General features: G+C 74.7%; 18 protein-coding genes. 13 read left to right on the top strand and 5 right to left on the bottom strand.

Features of this window, described 5'->3' with window-relative positions; genetic code table 11:
* Positions 1-129 precede the first annotated feature (129 nt).
* Positions 130-1,566 carry a class II fumarate hydratase gene (locus QSK52_RS01055; protein ID WP_285732407.1) on the top strand — a complete coding sequence of 479 codons (1,437 nt, stop codon included), beginning with the start codon at positions 130-132 and terminating at the stop codon, positions 1,564-1,566.
* 77 nt (positions 1,567-1,643) lie between these two features.
* Here QSK52_RS01055 and QSK52_RS01050 read toward each other — a convergent pair whose 3' ends face one another.
* The gene (locus tag QSK52_RS01050; protein ID WP_285732405.1) at positions 1,644-2,063 is read right to left on the bottom strand and encodes an SPW repeat protein; all 420 of its coding nucleotides are present in this window, start codon (positions 2,061-2,063) and stop codon (positions 1,644-1,646) included.
* Positions 2,064-2,226: 163 nt separating this feature from the next.
* Here QSK52_RS01050 and QSK52_RS01045 point away from each other — a divergent pair, with 163 nt between their 5' ends.
* The 8 genes from QSK52_RS01045 to QSK52_RS01010 all read left to right on the top strand — a co-directional run bounded on the left by QSK52_RS01045 (position 2,227) and on the right by QSK52_RS01010 (position 10,651).
* Positions 2,227-3,633: a phosphoribosyltransferase family protein gene (locus QSK52_RS01045; RefSeq protein WP_285732403.1), complete on the top strand. Its 1,407-nt coding sequence runs from the start codon at positions 2,227-2,229 to the stop codon at positions 3,631-3,633.
* A gap of 133 nt (positions 3,634-3,766) precedes the next feature.
* Positions 3,767-4,978 carry a 4-hydroxyphenylpyruvate dioxygenase gene (hppD, locus tag QSK52_RS01040; RefSeq protein WP_285732401.1) on the top strand — a complete coding sequence of 404 codons (1,212 nt, stop codon included), beginning with the start codon at positions 3,767-3,769 and terminating at the stop codon, positions 4,976-4,978.
* A 34-nt stretch (positions 4,979-5,012) separates the two neighbouring features.
* Positions 5,013-6,200, top strand: a complete 1,188-nt coding sequence (locus QSK52_RS01035) for a homogentisate 1,2-dioxygenase (RefSeq protein ID WP_285732398.1) — start codon at positions 5,013-5,015, stop codon at positions 6,198-6,200.
* Positions 6,179-6,991 (top strand): hypothetical protein, encoded by an 813-nt coding sequence (locus tag QSK52_RS01030; RefSeq protein WP_285732396.1) that lies wholly within the window; start codon positions 6,179-6,181, stop codon positions 6,989-6,991. The genes QSK52_RS01035 and QSK52_RS01030 overlap by 22 nt, the downstream gene beginning before the upstream one ends.
* Positions 6,988-8,205: a fumarylacetoacetase gene (fahA, locus tag QSK52_RS01025; protein ID WP_285732394.1), complete on the top strand. Its 1,218-nt coding sequence runs from the start codon at positions 6,988-6,990 to the stop codon at positions 8,203-8,205. Before QSK52_RS01030 ends, fahA begins: the two co-directional genes overlap by 4 nt.
* A gap of 223 nt (positions 8,206-8,428) precedes the next feature.
* Positions 8,429-8,608, top strand: a complete 180-nt coding sequence (locus QSK52_RS01020) for a hypothetical protein (RefSeq protein WP_285732392.1) — start codon at positions 8,429-8,431, stop codon at positions 8,606-8,608.
* Between the two features lie 103 nt (positions 8,609-8,711).
* Positions 8,712-9,764: an enoyl-CoA hydratase/isomerase family protein gene (locus tag QSK52_RS01015; RefSeq protein ID WP_285732389.1), complete on the top strand. Its 1,053-nt coding sequence runs from the start codon at positions 8,712-8,714 to the stop codon at positions 9,762-9,764.
* Between the two features lie 110 nt (positions 9,765-9,874).
* Entirely contained in the window at positions 9,875-10,651 is a 777-nt protein-coding gene (locus tag QSK52_RS01010; RefSeq protein ID WP_285732387.1) for an enoyl-CoA hydratase, read from the top strand.
* 18 nt (positions 10,652-10,669) lie between these two features.
* Here QSK52_RS01010 and QSK52_RS01005 read toward each other — a convergent pair whose 3' ends face one another.
* From QSK52_RS01005 to QSK52_RS00995, 3 genes are all read right to left on the bottom strand, one after another.
* A complete protein-coding gene (locus QSK52_RS01005; RefSeq protein ID WP_285732385.1) occupies positions 10,670-11,749 on the bottom strand; it encodes a hypothetical protein in 1,080 nt (359 codons plus the stop codon).
* Between the two features lie 69 nt (positions 11,750-11,818).
* Entirely contained in the window at positions 11,819-12,853 is a 1,035-nt protein-coding gene (locus tag QSK52_RS01000; protein WP_285732383.1) for a VanZ family protein, read from the bottom strand.
* 129 nt (positions 12,854-12,982) lie between these two features.
* The gene (locus QSK52_RS00995) at positions 12,983-14,941 is read right to left on the bottom strand and encodes an NAD-binding protein (protein WP_285732381.1); all 1,959 of its coding nucleotides are present in this window, start codon (positions 14,939-14,941) and stop codon (positions 12,983-12,985) included.
* Between the two features lie 178 nt (positions 14,942-15,119).
* Between QSK52_RS00995 and QSK52_RS00990 the strand changes: the two genes are divergently transcribed.
* The 3 genes from QSK52_RS00990 (at position 15,120) to QSK52_RS00980 (ending at position 17,197) form a co-directional block, all read left to right on the top strand.
* Entirely contained in the window at positions 15,120-15,719 is a 600-nt protein-coding gene (locus tag QSK52_RS00990) for an HdeD family acid-resistance protein (RefSeq protein WP_285732378.1), read from the top strand.
* A 154-nt stretch (positions 15,720-15,873) separates the two neighbouring features.
* Positions 15,874-16,749, top strand: a complete 876-nt coding sequence (locus QSK52_RS00985) for an NAD(P)-dependent oxidoreductase (RefSeq protein ID WP_285732376.1) — start codon at positions 15,874-15,876, stop codon at positions 16,747-16,749.
* Between the two features lie 109 nt (positions 16,750-16,858).
* Positions 16,859-17,197 carry a hypothetical protein gene (locus QSK52_RS00980; RefSeq protein ID WP_285732374.1) on the top strand — a complete coding sequence of 113 codons (339 nt, stop codon included), beginning with the start codon at positions 16,859-16,861 and terminating at the stop codon, positions 17,195-17,197.
* A gap of 49 nt (positions 17,198-17,246) precedes the next feature.
* On the opposite strand, the gene QSK52_RS00975 is transcribed toward QSK52_RS00980, so the two are convergent.
* Positions 17,247-18,578 (bottom strand): lipase family protein, encoded by a 1,332-nt coding sequence (locus tag QSK52_RS00975; RefSeq protein WP_285732372.1) that lies wholly within the window; start codon positions 18,576-18,578, stop codon positions 17,247-17,249.
* A gap of 160 nt (positions 18,579-18,738) precedes the next feature.
* On the opposite strand from QSK52_RS00975, the gene QSK52_RS00970 reads away from it, so the two are divergent.
* Positions 18,739-20,016: a PucR family transcriptional regulator gene (locus QSK52_RS00970; RefSeq protein ID WP_285732370.1), complete on the top strand. Its 1,278-nt coding sequence runs from the start codon at positions 18,739-18,741 to the stop codon at positions 20,014-20,016.
* The last annotated feature ends 119 nt before the right edge of the window (positions 20,017-20,135 follow it).

Below are 20,135 nucleotides of genomic sequence, written 5' to 3'. Positions count from 1 at the left end.
GTCCTTACCGGCCGGTAGACCGCGCGGTCAAGAGCGCCACGGCGGCCGGGTCCGCCGACACGCGGCCGCGGCGCACCGGGAATGCCCGGCGCCCGTGGAAGGCTGACCGGTCCAGGAGGTGTACCGACCATGGCGGACGGACAGCAGGAACACGGGCAGCAGGGCCACGGGCAGCAGGACCGGCAGTGGCGGACCGAGCACGACTCGATGGGCGAGGTGCGCGTCCCGGCCGCGGCCAAGTGGCGGGCGCAGACCCAGCGGGCGGTGGAGAACTTCCCGGTCTCGGGGCAGCGCCTGGAGCGCGCCCACATCGCGGCGCTGGCCCGGATCAAGGCCGCGGCGGCCACCGTCAACGCCGAACTGGGCGTGCTGGACGGGGAGACCGCGGCGGCGATCCGCTCCGCCGCGGAGGAGGTGGCCGAGGGCCGCTGGGACGACCAGTTCCCGGTGGACGTGTTCCAGACCGGCTCGGGGACGTCGTCCAACATGAACGCCAACGAGGTGATCGCCACCCTGGCCGCCGAACGGCTGGGCCGCCCGGTGCACCCCAACGACCAGGTCAACGCCTCGCAGTCCTCGAACGACGTCTTCCCGTCCTCGATCCACGTCGCCGCGACGGGCGCCGTCCTGCACGAGCTGGTCCCGGCCCTGGAGCACCTGGCGCAGTCCCTGGAGACCAAGGCCGCGGAGTTCGCGGAGGTCGTCAAGTCCGGCCGCACCCACCTGATGGACGCCACCCCCGTCACCCTCGGCCAGGAGTTCGGCGGCTACGCGGCCCAGGTCAGGTACGGCGTCGAGCGCCTGCGCGCGACGCTCCCCCGGGTCGCCGAACTCCCGCTCGGCGGAACGGCCGTGGGCACCGGCATCAACACCCCGCCCGGCTTCTCCGCCGCCGTCATCGCCGAGGTCGCCCGCACCACCGGCCTCCCCCTCACCGAGGCCCGCAACCACTTCGAGGCCCAGGGCGCCCGGGACGGCCTGGTCGAGCTCAGCGGCCAGCTCCGCACGATCGCCACCGGCTTCACCAAGATCGCCAACGACCTGCGCTGGATGGGCTCCGGCCCGCGCACCGGCCTCGCCGAGATCAACCTCCCCGACCTGCAGCCCGGCTCCTCGATCATGCCCGGCAAGGTCAACCCGGTGCTGCCCGAGGTGGTCCTGATGGTCGCCGCCCAGGTCATCGGCAACGACACCACCGTCACGGTGGCCGGCGCGAGCGGCAACTTCGAGCTCAACGTCATGCTCCCGGTCATCGCGCGCAACGTGCTGGAGTCCGTCCGCCTGCTCGCCAACTCGGCCCGCCTGCTCGCCGACCGCACCGTCACCGGCATCACCGCCAACGCGGACCGCACCCGCGAGTACGCCGAGTCCTCCCCCTCCGTCGTCACCCCCCTCAACCGCTACCTCGGCTACGAGGAGGCGGCGAAGGTCGCCAAGCAGTCCCTCGCCGAACGCCGGACCATCCGCCAGGTCGTCCTCGACCGCGGCTACGTCGACCGCGGCCTCCTCACCGAGGCCCAACTCGACGAGGCCCTCGACGTCCTGCGGATGACCCGTCCCGAGTAGGCCCCCACCGCCGGGCCCCGCGTGACGAGGCCCCCGCCACGCGGGGATCCTCGTCACGGGGCCCGTCCTCGGGCCTCTCAGCGGCCGTGCCGCGCCCTCGCGCCCGCGAACACCATGCCGACCGCGGCCAGGGCCAGGCAGGTCATGACGCCGCCCGTGATGGTGTTGGTCAGGATCGTGCGGCGGACGTGCGCCCCGCCGTTGACCGCCCAGGGGGCGATGACCGTCCAGGCGCCGATCGCCACGCACGCCCAGGCGCGGGCGTGGGTGCGGCCGAAGGCGGAGCCGTAGCCGGCCATCAGGACGGCGTAGGCGATGCCGAGCACCAGGTTGCTGATGGTCAGGCCGGTGAAGCCGGAGAAGCCGACCACCCAGGGGGAGATCGCCAGGAAGAGGCCGGCGCAGATGGCGAGGGCTTCCGTCCCCTGCCCGGCGGTGGTGGATGTGACGCGCTCCGCGTGTTCACGCAGGGCCAGGATGTCCGGATGGTGTTCCATACCCGACGACATGTGGGTCGACACCGGGACCGCCTCCTCGTAGTCAGGACGTGTGAGCCACTTGGTCGCTACCCACCCTGGGCGGTATGTAACGCTACCCACCGGTTTGTCCTTATTTTTTCCTTACCTGGGCGCGTACCGTGGAGGGTGGAGAGGTTCCGCCATGCACTTCACCGATCGCACGGACGCGGGCCGCCGCCTCGCCGAGGTCCTGCTCGCGCAGGCGCCGGAGCTGCGCGGCGCGGTCGTGGTCGCGCTGCCGCGCGGCGGCGCCCCCGTCGCCGCCGAGGTCGCGGCCGCGCTGGGCGCGGAGCTGGACGTGTGCGTGGTGCGGAAGGTGGGGGTGCCGGGGCAGTCGGAGGTCGCGATGGGCGCGGTCGGCGAGGACGGCGCCCGGGTGGTGAACCAGCAGGTGGTGGACGCGGCGAACGTCCCGCCGGACGCCTTCGCCGCGGTCGAGGCCCGGGAGCGCGCCGAGCTGGCCCGCCGCGCGGCGGCCTACCGCCGGGGGCGGCCGGCGGTGCCGCTGGCGGGGCGGACGGTGCTGGTGGTGGACGACGGGGTGGCGACCGGGGCGTCCGCGCTGGCGGCCTGCCGGATCGTCCGGGCGCGCGGCGCCGCCCGGGTGGTGCTGGCGGTGCCGGTGGCCCCGCACGACTGGGCGCAGCGCCTGGGCGGCGCGGCGGACGCGTACGTGGCCGCGCACGCCCCGGAGGGCTTCCGCGCGGTCGGCGAGTTCTACCGGGACTTCCGGCAGACCACGGACGCCGAAGTGCTCGCCGCGCTGGAGCGCCCCGGAGCGTCGGAGCCGTCCGAACCGTCGGCGGCCCGGAAGGCGGCCCGGGACGCAGCCCCGGAGACGGGCCCGGAGACGGGCCTGGAGACGGGCCCGGACGCGGCCCCGGGGACGGCCCCGGAGACGGCCCGCTACGAGGTGCCGCTGGCCGCCGGTCCGGCCGAGCTTGCGGTGCCGGCCGACCCGCTGGGGGTGGTGGTGTTCGCGCACGGCAGCGGTTCGGGCCGGGGCAGCCCGCGCAACCGGGCGGTCGCCGAGCGCCTGCACCGGGCGGGGCTGGCGACGGTGCTGTTCGACCTGCTGACGCCCGGGGAGGCCGCGGAGCCGTGGAAGGTGTTCGACCCGGGGCTGCTGGGCGGGCGGCTGACCGCCGCGACCTCGACGGTGCTGCGCCACCACGCACTGGCGGGCCTGCCGTACGGCTGGTTCGGGGCCAGCACCGGCGCGGCGGCGGCGCTGTGGGCGGCGGCCGAGCCGGACACCGCCCCGGCCGCGATCGTCTCGCGCGGGGGCCGTCCGGACCTGGCGGCGGCGCGGCTGCCGCTGGTGGCCGCCCCGACGCTGCTGGTGGTGGGCGGCGCGGACGAGGAGGTGGTGGAGTTGAACCGGCAGGCGGCGTCCGAGCTGCGCGGTCCGAGCGCGCTGCAGGTCGTCCCGGGCGCCGGGCACCTGTTCGCCGAGCCGGGGGCGCTGGAGGCGGTGGCCGAGCTGGCCGCGCACTGGTTCGTCCGCTGGCTCCCGCCCGGTGGAGGGGGCGAGCGCCCGGAGCACTGAGCAATCCGTACAGTCGAAGCCCCCCGACGCTGCTCATCTTGTACACATTGAGCAGCCGGATTCGGACCTGTTGCCCACCTCACCGAGCAGGAGCAAGCTCTGCGCAACCGACCTCGACGTGGAGGAATGCCCCATGACCGCCGACGCCGCTGTTGAACTGACCCCCGAGGAACTCCAGGCGGGCCTGACGGCCGAGCAGTTGCGCACCCTGGTGGGCCTGGTGGAGTACGACGCCTCGACCGACCCGTTCCCGGTCACCGCGCAGGACGCGGTCGTCTTCGTGGTGGGCAACGCGACCCAGACGGCGCAGTTCTACCAGGCCGTCTTCGGCATGGAGCTGGTCGCGTACTCGGGCCCGGAGACCGGCCGCCGCGACCGCAAGGCGTTCGTGCTGCGCTCGGGCTCCTGCCGCTTCGTGATCAAGGGCGGCGTGTCGCCGGACAGCCCGCTGCTGGACCACCACCGCCGCCACGGCGACGGCGTGGTCGACCTGGCGCTGGAGGTCCCGGACGTGGACCGGTGCATCGCGCACGCCCGTGCCCAGGGCGCCACCATCCTGGAGGAGCCGAACGACGTCTCGGACGAGCACGGCACGGTGCGCCGGGCCGCCATCGCCGCGTACGGCGAGACCCGGCACACCCTGGTCGACCGCTCCCGCTACACCGGCCCGTACCTGCCGGGCTACGTGGCCCGCGAGTCGACGGTGGTCCGTCCGGAGGGGGCGCCGAAGCGGCTGTTCCAGGCGCTGGACCACGCGGTGGGCAACGTGGAGCTCGGCAAGATGGACGAGTGGGTGTCGTTCTACAACCGGGTGATGGGCTTCGTGAACATGGCGGAGTTCGTCGGCGACGACATCGCCACCGACTACTCGGCGCTGATGTCGAAGGTGGTGGCGAGCGGCAACCACCGGGTGAAGTTCCCGCTGAACGAGCCGGCCGTGGCGAAGAAGAAGTCGCAGATCGACGAGTACCTGGAGTTCTACACCGGCCCGGGCTGCCAGCACATGGCGCTGGCCACCAACGACATCCTGACCACGGTGGACGTGCTGCGCTCGCGCGGCGTGGAGTTCCTGTCCACCCCGGACTCGTACTACGAGGACCCGGAGCTGCGCGAGCGGATCGGCAAGGTCCGCGTCCCGATCGAGGAGCTGCAGTCGCGCGGCATCCTGGTGGACCGCGACGAGGACGGCTACCTGCTGCAGATCTTCACCAAGCCGATCGGCGACCGGCCGACCGTCTTCTACGAGTTCATCGAGCGGCACGGTTCGCTGGGCTTCGGCAAGGGCAACTTCAAGGCCCTGTTCGAGGCGATCGAGCGCGAGCAGGACCGGCGCGGCAACCTCTGACGGAGCACCACGGGCGACAGGGAGAAGTAGGGCGATGGCGTACTACCGGCAGCTGGGCTCGGTGCCGCCCAAGCGGCACACCCAGCACCGCACCCCCGAGGGGGGCCTGTACTACGAGGAGTTGATGGGCGAGGAGGGCTTCTCCTCGGACTCCTCGCTGCTGTACCACCGGCACATCCCCTCGGCGGTGACGGCCGCCGCGATCTGGGAGCTGCCGAGCCAGGCGACCACCGCCAACCTCCCGCTGCTGCCCCGCCACCTGAAGCTGCACGAGCTGTTCCCGGGCGAGGAGTGGAAGTCGGCGGACGCGGTCACCGGCCGCCGGCTCGTCCTCGGCAACGCGGACGTGCGGATCTCCTACGTCGCGGCGGGCGCGCCCAGCGAGCTGTACCGCAACGGGCTGGGCGACGAGTGCGTGTACGTGGAGTCCGGGACGGCCGTGCTGGAGACGGTGTTCGGGACGCTGACCGTCGGGCAGGGCGACTACGTGCTGATCCCGCGGGCGACCACCCACCGCTGGGTGCCGACCGGGGAGGAGCCGCTGCGCGCGTACTGCATCGAGGCGAACAGCCACATCACCCCGGCCCGCCGCTACCTGTCGAAGTTCGGCCAGCTGCTGGAGCACGCGCCGTTCTGCGAGCGGGACCTGCGCGGACCGGAGGGGCCGCTGCTGGTCGAGGGCGGCGAGGTGGACGTGCTGGTCAAGCACCGCGGCCCGGGCGGCGTGGTCGGGACGCGCTACACGGTGCCGAACCACCCGTTCGACGTGGTGGGGTGGGACGGCTGCCTGTACCCGTACGCGTTCAACATCGCGGACTACGAGCCGATCACCGGGCGGGTGCACCAGCCGCCGCCGGCCCACCAGGTGTTCGAGGGCACCAACTTCGTGATCTGCAACTTCGTGCCGCGCAAGGTGGACTACCACCCGCTGTCGATCCCCGTGCCGTACTACCACGCGAACGTGGACAGCGACGAGGTGATGTTCTACTGCGGCGGCAACTACGAGGCCCGCAAGGGCTCCGGCATCGGACAGGGGTCGATCTCGCTGCACCCGGGCGGCCACACCCACGGCCCGCAGCCGGGCGCGTACGAGCGCTCGATCGGCGTGGAGTTCTTCGACGAGCTGGCGGTGATGGTGGACACCTTCCGCCCGCTGGAGCTCGGCGAGGCCGCCACCGCCAGCGAGGACCCGAACTACGCGTGGACCTGGGCGAGGCGATGAACGTACCCGAGCTGTACCGGGGGCTGTTCGACGACGCGGCGGTCTTCCCGCCCGGCGACCTGCCGCTGGCCGGGGCCGTCCCCGCGCACCGGGCGCACCGCGCCGCCTGGTACGCGGAGGCGGTCGGCCCGCTGCTGGTGCCGGTCGACGCGCTGGCCGAACTGCGTTCTCTGGAGCCGGAGTTCGCGGTCGGCCTGGTGGTCGGCCCGGGCCGGCTGGCCGAGGCGCTGGCGGCGGCCGAGGGCCTGCGGGTGACCACCGTCGAGTACGCGGCGGGCGGGGACGTGAAGGCGGCGGTGGCGGAGCTGGACGCGCTGCTGCCGGAGGGGGTCGGGGCGGCCGTCGAGCTGCCCCGCTCGGAGCGGCCGGAGGACGGCCTGGACGCCCTGGCCGGCACCCGTTACCGCGCCAAGTACCGCACCGGCGGCCTGGGTTACGCCGCCTTCCCGTCCGTCACCGAGCTGGCCGCCTTCCTGCTGGGCTGCGCCGAGCGCGCCCTGCCGTACAAATGCACGGCGGGGCTGCACAACGCGGTGCGGCACACCGACCTGGGCACCGGCTACGAGCACCACGGCTTCCTCAACCTGCTTCTGGCGGCCGGGAGTTCGGACCGTTCGCAGGCCGTCGAGCTGCTCGCCGAGCGGGACGGCGCCCGACTGGCCACCGCCGTCGAGTCCCTGACGGAGCATCAGTCCGCCGCGATCCGCTCCTCGTTCACCTCTTTCGGCACCTGTAGCATCGCCGAGCCGCTGGAAGACCTCGCCCGACTCGGCCTCCTGGAGACCCCTTGACCACCGCCACCTGGCTCGACCTGCCCGCCGACTCCCCGTTCGGCGTCCACAACCTCCCCTACGGCGTCTTCACCGCCGCCGACCGGCCCGGCCGGCGGCGGATCGGCGTCCGGATCGGCGAGCTGGTGCTGGACGCCGGGGCGGCCGCCCGGGCGGTCGGCGCGCCGTCCGCGCCGCTGGACGCGGAGAGCCTCAACCCGCTGATGGCGTCCGGCCGTTCGACCTGGCAGGAGGTGCGCGCGGCGCTCACGTCCTGGCTGACCGACCCGGCGCACCGGGCGGCCGTCGAGCCCTGCCTGCTGCCGCTGGCGGACGTCCGGCTGCACCTGCCGTTCGAGGTCGCCGACTACGTGGACTTCTACGCCTCCGAACACCACGCCACCAACCTGGGGCGGATCTTCCGGCCGGGTCAGGAGCCGCTCACCCCGAACTGGAAGCACCTGCCGATCGGCTACCACGGCCGCTCCGGCACCGTCGTGGTCTCCGGCACCCCGGTGGTGCGCCCGCACGGCCAGCGCAAGGCCCCCGTCGACGCGGCTCCGAGCTACGGCCCGTCCCGCCGCCTGGACATCGAGGCCGAGGTCGCCTTCGTGGTCGGTACGCCCAGCGCGATGGGCAGCCCGGTCGCGCTGGACGCCTTCGCGGACCACGTGTTCGGCGTCTGCCTGCTCAACGACTGGTCGGCGCGCGACATCCAGGCCTGGGAGTACGTGCCGCTCGGCCCGTTCCTCGGCAAGTCCTTCGCGACCTCGCTCTCCCCCTGGGTGGTGCCGCTGGACGCGCTGCAGCACGCCCGGGTCGCCCCGCCGGAGCGCACGGTGGAGCCGCTGCCGTACCTGGACGACCGGAAGTCCGAGCCCTGGGGCCTGGACCTGGCGCTGGAGGTCTCGCTGAACGGGCACCCCGTCTCCCGGCCGCCGTTCGCCACCATGTACTGGACCGCCGCCCAGCAGCTCGCCCACCTGACCGCGAACGGCGCCAGCCTGCGCACCGGCGACCTGTACGCCTCCGGCACCGTCTCCGGCCCCGAGCCGGACACCCGGGGCGCGCTGATCGAGCTCACCTGGAACGGCGAGCAGCCCCTCGAACTGCCCGACGGCACCACCCGCACCTTCCTGGAGGACGGCGACGAGGTGTCCATCACCGCGACCGCCCCCGGGCCGGGGGGCCTGCGGGTCGGGTTCGGCGAGGTCACCGGCACGGTCACCGGCTGACCCGCCGGGCGGACGCGCCCGCGACGGCTCCGAACCGTCAACGGCGCGTCCGCAGCACGCCGCCGAACGGGTGAGATTCCGGGGCCGCAAACCCCTCCGCCACTAGAAGTTGTCCCGACAGAAACCCAGCGACCTCCCCCCGAGCCGGGCCTCCCACGCCCGGCGCCGAAGGGGCGGGCCGCGACCGTTCCACGGACGACTCTCTTCCCCGGAGGACCCGATGATGAAGCTGCGCACCCTGGTCTGCGGAGCCGCGCTCGCCGCCGCCAACCTGCTGATGCCCGTCCCGCAGGCCCAGGCCGCCCCGCCGGCCCCGCACCCCGTGACGCTCTGCGGCTTCGCCCCGCGCCCGTCCGTCCCGGCCGCCCCCGTCCTGCTCGCCACGCCGCTGCGCCCCTGCTGACAGCGGCCTCCCGGCACCGACCCGGGCCTGCCGACCCGCCGGGCGGGCCCGGTACGGTGCATCGGAAGATCTTCGTACCGACCGACAGGCGGGAGTGACGACCATGGCGACCCCAGCGGCCCAGCCGGACGTGCTGATCGAGCGGACCGGCCCGCTCGGGCGGATCACCCTCAACCGGCCGCGCGCCCTCAACTCCCTCACCCGCGCCATGCTGGAGACCGTCCGCGCCGCCTTGGACGCCTGGGCCGCCGACGACGCCGTGACCGCCGTCCTGCTCACCGGCGCGGGCGAGCGCGGCCTGTGCGCGGGCGCCGACATCCGCGCCGTCCACGAAGACGCCAAGCTCGGCGGCGCGGGCACCCGGGCGTTCTTCCGCGTCGAGTACCCGCTCAACGAGCTGGTCTCCCGCTACCCCAAGCCGTACGTCGCCCTGATGGACGGCATCACCATGGGCGGCGGCGTCGGCCTCTCCGCGCACGCGAACACCCGGATCGTCACCGAGCGCTCCGCCGTCGCCATGCCGGAGACCCGGATCGGCCTCGTCCCCGACGTCGGCGGCAGCCGCCTGCTCGCCCTCGCCCCCGGCGAACTCGGCACCCACGTCGGCCTCACCGCCGCCACCATGACCGCCGGGGACGCCCTGCACTGCGGCTTCGCCGACCACTACCTGCCCTCCGCCGCGCTGGCCGGACTGACCGCCCGGCTCACCGCGGGCGAGGACCCCGCCGCCGCCGTCGCCGCGCTCGCCGCCCCCGCCCCGCCCTCCGAACTCGCCGCCCAGCGCGAGTGGATCGACCACTGCTACGCCGCCGACAGCGTCGAGGAGGTGCTGGAGCGGCTGCGCGCCACCGGCCTGCCCGCGGCCAAGGACGCCGCCGAACAGCTGCTCGGCAAGTCCCCCACCATGCTCAAGGTGACCCTCGCCGCGCTGCGCCGGGCCCGCGCCCTGCCCACCCTGGCCGCCACCCTCGACCAGGAGTACCGGATCTCCTGCGCCGCCCTGACCCACCCCGACCTGGTCGAGGGCATCCGCGCCCAGGTCGTCGACAAGGACCGCGACCCGCACTGGCGACCCGCCGCCCTGGAGCAGGTCACCGCCGCCGACGTCGCCCGCTTCTTCGAACCCCCCGCCGACGACGACCTGGGGCTGGCCTGATCCCCCGGGGTGAGGATCGTCTCGCCTGTCGAGACTGGCGGCCGGGGCGGCGTTCGGAGATCGTATCCAGCGGCAGAGGTTCCGCTCGGCGTGGAGAGGAAGAAGCGGCGATGACCGAGTACGAGACGATCCTGGTGGACCGCAAGGGCCGGGTCGGCATCATCACCCTCAACCGGCCCGAGGCGCTCAACGCGCTCAACACCCGGCTGATGAACGAAGTGGTCGCGGCCGCCAAGGAGTTCGACCGCGACCCGGAGATCGGCGCGCTGGTCGTCACCGGCTCCGCCAGGGCCTTCGCGGCCGGTGCCGACATCAAGGAGATGCAGGACAACCGCTTCCCCGCCGTCTACCTGGACGACTGGCTCGGCCCCTGGGACGAGCTGGGCCGCCTGCGCAAGCCGGTGGTCGCCGCCGTCGCGGGCTACGCGCTGGGCGGCGGCTGCGAGTTGGCGATGCTCTGCGACATCCTGATCGCCGCCGACACCGCGAAGTTCGGCCAGCCCGAGATCAAGCTCGGCGTCATCCCCGGCATCGGCGGCTCCCAGCGGCTGACCCGCGCCGTCGGCAAGGCCAAGGCCATGGACCTGTGCCTGACCGGCCGGATGATGGACGCCGAGGAGGCCGAACGGGCCGGCCTGGTCTCCCGCGTCGTCCCCGCCGAGCAGCTCCTGCCCGAGGCGCTGGCCGTCGCCGAGACGGTCGCCGCGATGTCGCTGCCCGCCGCGGTCATGATGAAGGAGTCCGTCAACCGCGCCTTCGAGACCACCCTCGCCGAGGGCGTCCGCTTCGAACGCCGGCTCTTCCACGCCGCCTTCGCCACCGCCGACCAGAAGGAGGGCATGGCCGCCTTCGCCGAGAAGCGCCCCGCCACCTTCACCCACGGCTGACCCCCGCCCGGTCCGGCCTCAGGCGCCCCAGCCGGTCAGGGCCGCCGCGACCGCCTTGGCCGTCGGCTTGTACGCCAGCGGCCCGGCGGCCACCACCGGGGCGAGCCGCTCCAGTTCGGCGCGGGCGTCAGGGCCGCCGAGGGCGGTGAGGGCGCGGACGGCGGCGGCAGCGGTCCGCGGGGAGCGCGGGCCGAAGCCGCGGATGCGGATCAGCGCGGCCTCCGCGAGGGCGCCGAGGGCCTCGGCGGCCTCGGGGTGCGGCGGGGTGAGCGTGAGCAGGGCCGCCAGCCCCTGCAGGGCGTGCCAGTTGTACGGGTCGGGGTCGTACAGGGCGGGGCCGGAGTGCTGGAAGGCCGCGAGCGCCTGTCGCCGCGGCTGCCCGACCAGGGCGAACCACTGCGCGACGGCCGCCCGCAGCCGGTGCGGCCCGACCGCGTCCACCAGCGGCCGCCCGGCCCGCAGCCACTTCGCGGTCGGCTTGGCGCCGGTGGCGGTCAGCGCGTGGCCGAGCAGGGCCCGCAGGTCGGTGTCGTCCGGGGTCCCGGCGAGGTCCGCGAGGGCCCGGTCGGCCCACGGTTCACCGGGGTTGAGCACGGGGCCGGTGAACCGGCCGACGACGGCCGCCAGTCCGCCCGGCACGGTGGCGATCAGGGCCGTGCGCCGGGCCGTTGCCAGCACGTCGGCGGGCAGTTCCCGCCCCGCGGCGAGGTCGGCCTCCAGCAGGGCGGTCAGCCGCCAGCCCTCCCAGACCACCAGCCTGCCCGCCGCCTCGGCCATCAGCGGCTCCCGCCAGGGCGCCAGCTGCTGCGCCGAGAGCCCTTGGGCCAGCAGCACGTTGAGCGTGGCCAGGCCGCGGCACTCCGGCGGCGCGTGCACGGCGGTCTCCGCCAGTCCCTCGCTCGTCCGGCGCAGCAGCGCGACCCGGCGCTCGACCGGCAGCTCCTGGAGCAGCCGGACGAGTGCGCCGCCGTCCAGCGTCCAGTCGCCGCGGTGGGCGGCGTTCTCCCGGTAGAGGTGGCGGCCGAGGGCCTGGAGGCTTCCGGTGGCGGCGAGTTGCCGGACGGCGGCCAGTCGGTCGGTGGGCTGCTGGGGTGGCACGGGCGCTCTCCACGGCATCGGCGGTGCGGTCGCTCGCACCCTAGCCGGGGGCACTGACGGCCCCGCCGGTCAGCTCTTCCCGAACCAGACGATCCGGCCGCCGTCGCCGATGTCCAGGACCACCTCGTCGGCCCCGGTGCCGTAGCTGAACCGGTGGCTCCCCTGCTGCCCGCCGCGCGGCGCGATCCGGGGTTCGGTGCCCGCCCCGCGCCCGACCAGCCACTGCCGGGCGAACCGGTCGGCCGCCGCCCGGGCGTCCTGCTCGCTGATCGTCACCGGGGGCCACCCGTCGGGGCCCGGCACGTCGGTGTGCCCGAAGACGTAACGGAGCCTGCCGGACGGCCACTCCAGGGTGAAGGAGCCGCTGGTCCTGGTCATCACCGCCAGCTGGTCCGGGTACCCGTCGCCCACCTCGCGCTGGACCTTGACCACCTCGACGCCCGGACCGAGCAGCAACTCGGCGTCGCGCCGAGCGAGTTCGCGCTGCTCGGCGGTCGCCTCGACGGTGCCGCCCGGGGCGGTCGGGGAGAACACGAGGGCTTGCAGCAGCAGCACCGGCACCGCGACGCCCGCCGCCAGCGCCCCGCTGAGCTGCCACTCCCGCAGGCCGGGCCGGATCCGGCGGCGCAGGGCCAGCCGCACCGCGCAGCCGAGCAGCACCCCGGCCAGGCCGCCCGCCGCGTTGGCGGCGAAGTCGCTGGAGTCGCAGGCCCGGCCGACCCCGGGGAGCAGGCCCTGCCCGGTCTCGGTGAGCGCGCTCAGCCCGACCGCGCCGACCGCGGCCGCGAGCGGCCGCCCGGAGGCGAGCACCGCGAACAGGCCGAGCGGGACGAACATCAGGACGTTCATCCGCCCCTGCTCGGTGCCGAACACGAACGCCAGGTCGGAGCTGACCGCGCAGACCGGGTGCGTGCTGCTCCCCCCGCCGGTCGGGTAGCAGGTGGCGGTGAGCTCGGCGGCCAGTGCGACGCCGAACAGCACGGTGAACAGCTGCGGCCGCCCGTACCGGCGGGCCTGCCACCGGGCGGCGAGGCCGAGCAGCAGGGCGAGGACGGCGAACGCCGGGACGAGGCCCGGGCTGCCGTGCAGGATGGCGCCGATCATCGTTGCTCCGTCGGTGGGTTCGCCGAAAACGGTCACACCGCTCGGCGAACCCCCGTCAGGGACAGCGCACTTGACGGGGAGTCAACGGATTCTCCGCCACCGAACGATCTGCTCCGCGGGATCCTGCCGTCATTGGATCACGCGCGCAAGTCCGGCCCGGGTGGCGGCGACCACGATCCGGTCGCCGGGGACGAGCCGCCGGGAGCGGTCGGCGAAGTTCCACAGGTGGTCCTGCGGGCGGCGGTTCAGCCGGACGGCGAGGACCCGGACGCCGCCGGGGCCCTCCAGGTCGCCGATGTTCCGGCCGTCCAGCCCGGCGCCCTCCTCGACGGTGAGCTCGGCGATCAGCAGCACGTGCCGGAACACCGAGAGGGTGCCGAGGACTTCGCGCCCCATCAGGGCGGCGGCGAAGGCGGGCGCGGCCAGGTAGGAGAGCGAGCGGGAGGCGACGTTGCCGAGGGTGGCGTACACGTGGTGGGCGAAGTCGTCGTCGAACAGCCGCACCACGATCCGGACTTCGGGCCGCACCGCCCGCGCCTCCAGGGCGGCCTCCAGGTTGGCGGCGTCGTCGGAGGTGACGGCGACCACGGCCCGGGCGTGCTTGACCCGGGCGTGCTTGAGCTGCGCCTCCAGCGGGCCCTCGCCGATCAGGACGGGGATGCCCAGGGTCCGGGCGGCGGCGATGCCGCGCGCCTGCGGGTCGCGTTCCAGGCAGACCACGGGCAGCCCGGTGGCGCGCACCAGGGCGGCGACCCGGGTGCCGACGTTGCCGAGCCCGACCACGATGACGTGGTCCCTGGTCCGGGCCCCGGGCGGGCGGGGGACGCCGCGGCGGCCGCTGGCCAGCGCCTCGACCACGATGGCGGTGGCGACCGGGACGAAGGTGATGCCGCAGAAGGTGATCAGCACCTGGGCGGCCCGGGCCCAGGAGTCGCCGAGCACCTGCTGCCCGGGCACGTCGGGCTGGACGGCGCCGGCCGCGTCGAGCAGCGTGAAGTACAGCGTCCAGCCGAAGCCGCCGGAGTGGGTGGTGTGCCGGGCCAGCACCAGGCCGCCGAGCACGATCGCCGCGAACGCGGTGATCAGGATCATCCGCAGCCGGGTGTTGGTGAAGTGCTTGAGCCCGTCGAGCAGCCACCACTTGAGCCGCTTGCGCAGCGGCTGGCGCAGCGGCGGTTCGGTGTCCAGGGTCTGCAGGGCGGCCAGGCCGCCGGGTTCCCGGCCGACCGCCGGGTCGGGTCGGCCGGCGCTGCCCAACTGCTCGCCGCCGCCCATGAGTTCGGCGATCCGGATGAAGTCGGCGGCCCGGCCGCCGGTCTCCGGCAGCAGCCGGAGCCGGCTGAGGTCCTGCCGGTCGATCCGGTCGGCGACCAGGCAGAGCTGGTCGGGCCGGATGTCGCCGTCGTGGGCGACGTACAGCTGCCGCCCGCCGACCTCGACGGTGTGCGGGCGGCCGAGCGCGCCGTTGGCGAAGGCGGGGGCGGCGGTGGCGGAGGCGGAGAGCGCCGCGCAGTTGGGCAGCAGCTTCTCCAGGTGCTCGCCGAGCCGCTGGTTGAAGATCCGCAGCACGATCCGGACGCCGGGGTTGCGGTTCTCGGCGGCGAGCGCGGCGTGGATGTTCTCCTGGTCGGTGCCGTCCATCAGCGCGATCCCGCGGGCGTGCTCGACGTCGGCCGCGGCGAGCGCCTCCCCGGTGACGGTGGAGTGCTCCAGCACGGCGCGGACGCCGGGGATCGCGGCGATCGCGGGCCCGTGCTCGCGGGAGCGGTCCGGCACCACGGCGACCACCGGGACCTCGTACTGCTCGGTGAGCTCCCGGATCAGCCGGTGCGCGAGCGAGTTGCCGCCGCACACGATGTAGTGCCCCCCGCCCCCGTCCTCACCCCCGTCCCCGCTCCCTTCCGCGTCCGGCGCCTCCGCCGCCCCGGCCTCGCGCGGCCCGGGAACGGCCACCGCCTCACCGACCGCCACCGCCCCGTCGACCGCTGCCGCCCCGTCGACCGCCCCGTCGGCCGCTGCCGCCCCGTCGACCGTCCCGTCGACCGCTCCCGCCCCGCCCGCCGGGCTCCCCCGCCCCTGGTCCGTCATAGCGTCCGATGGTAGACCGCCCGTCAGCGCCCACGGGTGAACGGACGGTAGCGGATCCGGGTGCGAACGGGGCGGCCCGGTTCGTCCGTCCGGCGGATCCCGCCGCGCCCCGGGGGTGGTGGGGCGCGGAGGCTGGGGGTGTGCCGTGTCCGTTCCGTCCCGTCCCCTCGGAGGAGCCATGAGTGCCCCGTACCGGATCGACTCCCGCGACGACCTGCCCGGGCCGTTCCAGCAGCTGGCCCGGCTGGCCTGGCAGGCGGTGCTGGCGGGCGGGCTGGTCTCGCTGGCGCTGGGGGTGATCGTGCTGGTGTGGCCGAAGCAGACGCTGTGGGTGGTCGGCGTGCTGTTCGGCCTGTACCTGCTGGTGATCGGCGTGGTGCAGCTGGTGGGGGCGTTCGGCACCCACGCGTCGACGGCGCTGCGGGTGCTGGCGTTCATCAGCGGGGCGATCTGCGTGCTGCTGGGGCTGCTGTGCTTCCGCTCGGCGGCGCAGTCGGTGCTGCTGCTGGCGCTGTGGATCGGCATCGGCTGGCTGTTCCGCGGCATCACGCACCTGGCGGCGGTGGCCTCGGACCCGATGATGCCGGCCCGCGGCTGGCAGGGTTTCGTCGGCGGCCTGAGCGTGCTGGCGGGCATCGTGCTGATGGTCTGGCCGGCCCACTCGATCACGGCGCTGGCGATCCTGGCGGCCTGCGGCCTGGTGGTGATCGGCGTCACCGAGATCGTCGCGGCGCTGCGCATCCGCAGCGGGGCCAAGCAGTACCCGCGCGACCTCTGAGCGCCCCTCTCCGCCCGGGTACCCACCTTTCGGTGGGTACCCGACTTGTTGGTCCGTACTGGTCAACTCCGCCGCTCCTGGCGAGGATCGAGGCACCGAAGGAACCCCTACGCCCCGGGAGGGCGCTGTCGTGCATGCGATCCACGAAACCGACGTGACCGTTCTCGGACTCGGCGCGATGGGCAGCGCCCTCGCCGGGGCCCTGGTGGAGGCCGGGTGGCGGACCACGGTCTGGAACCGGTCGGCGGGCCGGGCGGGGGCGCTCGTCGAACGGGGGGCGGTGGAGGCCGCCTCCGCCGCCGAGGCGGTCCGGGCGAGTCCGCTGGTGGTGGTCTGCCTCTTCGACCACGCGTCGGTGCACGAGGTGCTCGACCCGCTGGTCGACGACCTGGCGGGGCGGGCGCTGGTGAACCTGACCACGACCAAGCCCGAGCAGGCGAGGGAGTCGGCCGCGTGGGCGGCCCGGGCCCGGATCGCCTACCTGGACGGCGGGATCATGGCGGTGCCCGCCATGATCGGGCAGCCGGGCGCCTCGATCCTGTACAGCGGTTCGGAGCAGGTGTTCCGCACGCACGGGGCGCTGTTCGAGCAGTGGGCGGCCGGCACCTACTTCGGCGAGGACGCGGGGCTGGCGTCGCTGTACGACTTCGCGCTGCTGTCGGCGATGTACGTGATGTTCGCGGGGTTCGTGCAGGGCGCGGCGCTGCTGGCACCGGCGGGGGTGTCGGCGGGCAGCTTCGCGGCGATGGCCGCCCCGTGGCTGACCGCGATGACCGGCGAGCTCGCCGGCTACGCCGAGGTGATCGACGGCGGTGACTACACCGTCCCGGGCCAGCAGAGCCTGACGTTCTCCAACCTCGGCCTGTTCGTCGAGGCGATCACCGAGCAGGGGGTGAGCGCCGAGCCGGTGGCCATGGTCCAGCGCCTGGTCCAGCAGCAGGTGGACGCCGGGCACGGGACGGAGGGGTTCGCCCGCATCGTCGAGAGCCTGCGGCACCCGGCCCCGGGCGGGCGCCCCTCCGCGGTGTGACGCAGCTCTCCTGCCGCCGCGGCCCGGGGATGTCACATCCCGGGCCGCCCGTTCGCTCTCGGTTCCGGAAGTCGGCTCGTCGTTCCGGTTCTGGGGAGAGATCACTGGCATGGAGATCCTGCGGTACGTGTTCCTCGTGTTCCACCTGTTCGGGTTCGCCGCGATCCTGGGCGGGATCTTCTACCAACTGCGGGGGAAGGATCCGGTGGTGGGCTGGTACGTGGTGACCAGTGCGGTGGTGCAGCTGGTCACCGGCGCCGGGCTGGTCTGGGTCCGGCACTCGCTGGAGCTGCCGGTGTCGGGCCCGAAGACGGGCGTGAAGCTGGCCCTGGACGTGCTGATCGCAGCGGTGGCCCTGGCCGGCATCCGCAACCGGAGACCGTGGCCGTTCTTCGCGGTGGCCACGCTCACCGCGGCCGAGGTCGTGGTCGCCGTCGTCTGGAAGTGAGTCCGGGCCGCCCGCCCCGGCCCCTGCGCGGGGCGGGCGGCCCGGTGGTTCACTGCCCGGCGACGGCGGGCCGCTCGGGGGCGAGCGAGTTGCCCGCCGGGATGCGGCCGCAGTCGGACGGGGCGGCCTTCCCGGCGAAGCGGTCGTTCAGGTAGAGCACGGCGGTGGGCGCCCACGGGACGGCCGCACCGAGGTGGCTGAGCAGGTCGTACTGCTGGTACGTGATGCTGCCGTTGCCGGTGGCGCAGTACTGCCGGGCCAGCGCGCGGACGTCCCCGGCGACCATCACGCCGTCGCCGGTGCCGATGCCGGGGACGTTGCTGAAGGTGCCCTCCAGGACGCCGCCGTTGCCCTGGGCGATGTAGCCGGGGACGGTGGGGGTGGGCGCCGAGCCGAGGTTGACCTTGTTGACGGCGGCCAGGTACTCGGGGATCGAGTTCGGGTTCGCGTACGCGGGCTTGGCGAGCTTCTGCCAGGTCAGGCCGGGGTACTGGCCGAGCGCGTTGACGATCGAGGCGTTCTGCGTCCTCGCGAACACCTGCTTGCCGTAGTCGCTCAGGTAGGGCTGCAGGTCGAAGCCGTAGGCGCGGGCGACGCCGGTGATCGCCATCGGGATGACGCCGGGCCACACCACGCCCCCGGCCACGTAGGTGAGGTTGTGCGCGGGGTCGACCAGCAGGCCGCCCTCGGCGAAGCCGACCAGGCGGCGGTTGACGTCGGGGGCGTACGAGGGGGCGAGGGCGGCGGCCCAGTTGGTGGCGATCGCGCCGCCGGAGTAGCCGATCAGGCCGAACCGGGTGTCCGCGTTCAGACCGGTCGCGGCGGAGGCGGAGGCGGCCCGGATCGAGTCGAGCGTGGTGGTGCCGTACTCGGGCCCGGCGGCGAAGTCGGCGCTCTGCCCCTCGGTGTCGGGGATCACCACGTCGTAGCCCTGCAGCACGAACGGGACGACGAACAGCGACTCGGCGTTGGCGATCGCCCCGCCCAGGCTGACGTCGCCCGCGATCGCCCGCGAGGGGCCGTCGGCGGGGTTCAGCGAGTCGTAGAAGGACTGGTACGAGACGGCCCGGCTGCCGTCGCTGCCCAGCCCGCGCACCACGGTGGTGACGCCCGCGCTGGGACGCCCCTGCGCGTCGGTGGTGCGGAACAGCAGCTGGACGGCCCGCACCGGGGTGGGCAGGCCGAGCAGGTGGTACGAGAGGGTGCGGGTCCTGAGGACCGTGCCGGGCGCGATCGAGGACAGCGGGGCCGCGCCGTCGTACGCGTAGAACGGGTCGGTGGCGCTCGCGGCGGTGGCGGTGGCGGCGGTGACCACGGGGGCGGCGGTGGCGACCGCGGCGGCGGCGAGGGCGGCGGCGATCAGCCGGGCGGCTCGGTTCATGGCGGTTCCCGTCTCTGACTGGGGGGGTGGGGGCGCGCGACCTGAACAAGGTGGGGGATCGCGGGAGTTACCTACGGGTAGGTAACCTCCGGGGAACCATGATGAACGCGCCGACCGGCCCCGTCGCCGGGCCGCCGCCCAGAGATTCGCGAGGTGGATTGTGACCGCACCCAACGCCGGGCCCGCACCCGCCCCCGTCGAACTCCCCCGCGAACTCCCGCCCGAGGGGCCCAGGTTCGGCGGCCGCCCGGTCCACCGGCGACTGCTCGCCCTGGCCCCCGCCCTCGCCGCCGAGGTGATGGTCCGGCTGCTGGACCGGCTCCCCGACTACCACGCGCTGCCGCCCGAGCAGTTGCGCGGCGAGATCACCCGACAGGCCGAGCGCGGCATCCGGGCCTTCGTCGAGGTGATGCGCACCGGCGAACTGCCCGGCGAGCCCGAACTCGCCCGCATCCGCGAGTCCGCGGCCCGCCGCGCCGACGAGGGCGTCCCGCTGGAGTCGGTGGTCGGCGCCTACCACCTGGGCGCCCAGCTCTGCGCCGCCCGCCTGCTCGCCGAGGCCGCCCCCACCGACCTGCCCGACGTCGCCACCGCCCAGGACCGCCTGCTCGGCTACCTGCGCGTGGTCAGCTGCGCCGTCGCCGCCGGGTACGTGCAGGAGAGGCAGGCCGCGCTCGGCGACGAACAGGTCTCCCGGCAGGCCCTGCTCTCCCGCCTGCTGGAGGGCGGCGACCCGCGGGCCGCCGCCGACCGGGCGGGCATCCGGCTGCCCGCCCGCTACCTGGTGCTCTCGCTGGCGATCGGCCCGCACCCCGACGAGTCCCGCCCCGGCGTCAACCGCTCGGTCGCCGCCCGCCGCAAACTCCGGCGCCTGCGCGCCGAGTTGGAGCGCCGCACGGACGGCGTGCCGCTGGCCGCGCTGGCCGCCGACGGCGGCCCCGTCCTACTCCCCGCCGCCTCCCCCGACCCGGTCCCCGACCGCGCCGCCCTGGCCGACCTGCTCGACCGCCTCGCCCGCGCCTGCGGCGCCGAACTGACCGCCGCCGCCACCACCGCCACCCCCGAACAGGTTGCCGACGCCGCCCGCCTCGCCGCCGACGTCCGCCGGGTCGCCGAGGCCACCGGCCGCGGCCCCGGCCCGCACCTGCTCACCGACGTCCTGGTCGAGTACCAGCTCAGCCGGCCCGGCCCGGCCCGCGACGCCCTCGCCGCCCTGCTCACCCCCCTCGCGGGGCGCCCCGAACTCCTCGACACCCTACGGGCGTTCCTCACCTGCGGCCTCGACCGCCGCCGCACCGCGGCCGCCCTGCAGGTGCACCCCAACACCGTCGACTACCGCCTGCGCCGCGCCGCCGACCTCACCGGCCTCGACGCCGTCCGCGGCCCCGACCTCCTCACCCTGCGAGCGGCCCTGGCCGCCCACGACACGGCGCCCTGAACGCGGGCGCGCATTCAGAGGGCGCGCATTCAGGGGCCCGGGGAACGGCGAGTCGGTGCTGCTGGCGGCCGGAGCCCATCGAGGTGTCCGTGCTGCTTCGGGCCGTGGGAACAGAACCC

This window comes from Kitasatospora phosalacinea (assembly GCF_030268885.1).
Taxonomy (GTDB): domain Bacteria; phylum Actinomycetota; class Actinomycetes; order Streptomycetales; family Streptomycetaceae; genus Kitasatospora; species Kitasatospora phosalacinea_C.
The sequence above is the reverse complement of the archived record's forward strand: the minus strand, read 5'-3'. Positions and strand labels throughout refer to the sequence as shown.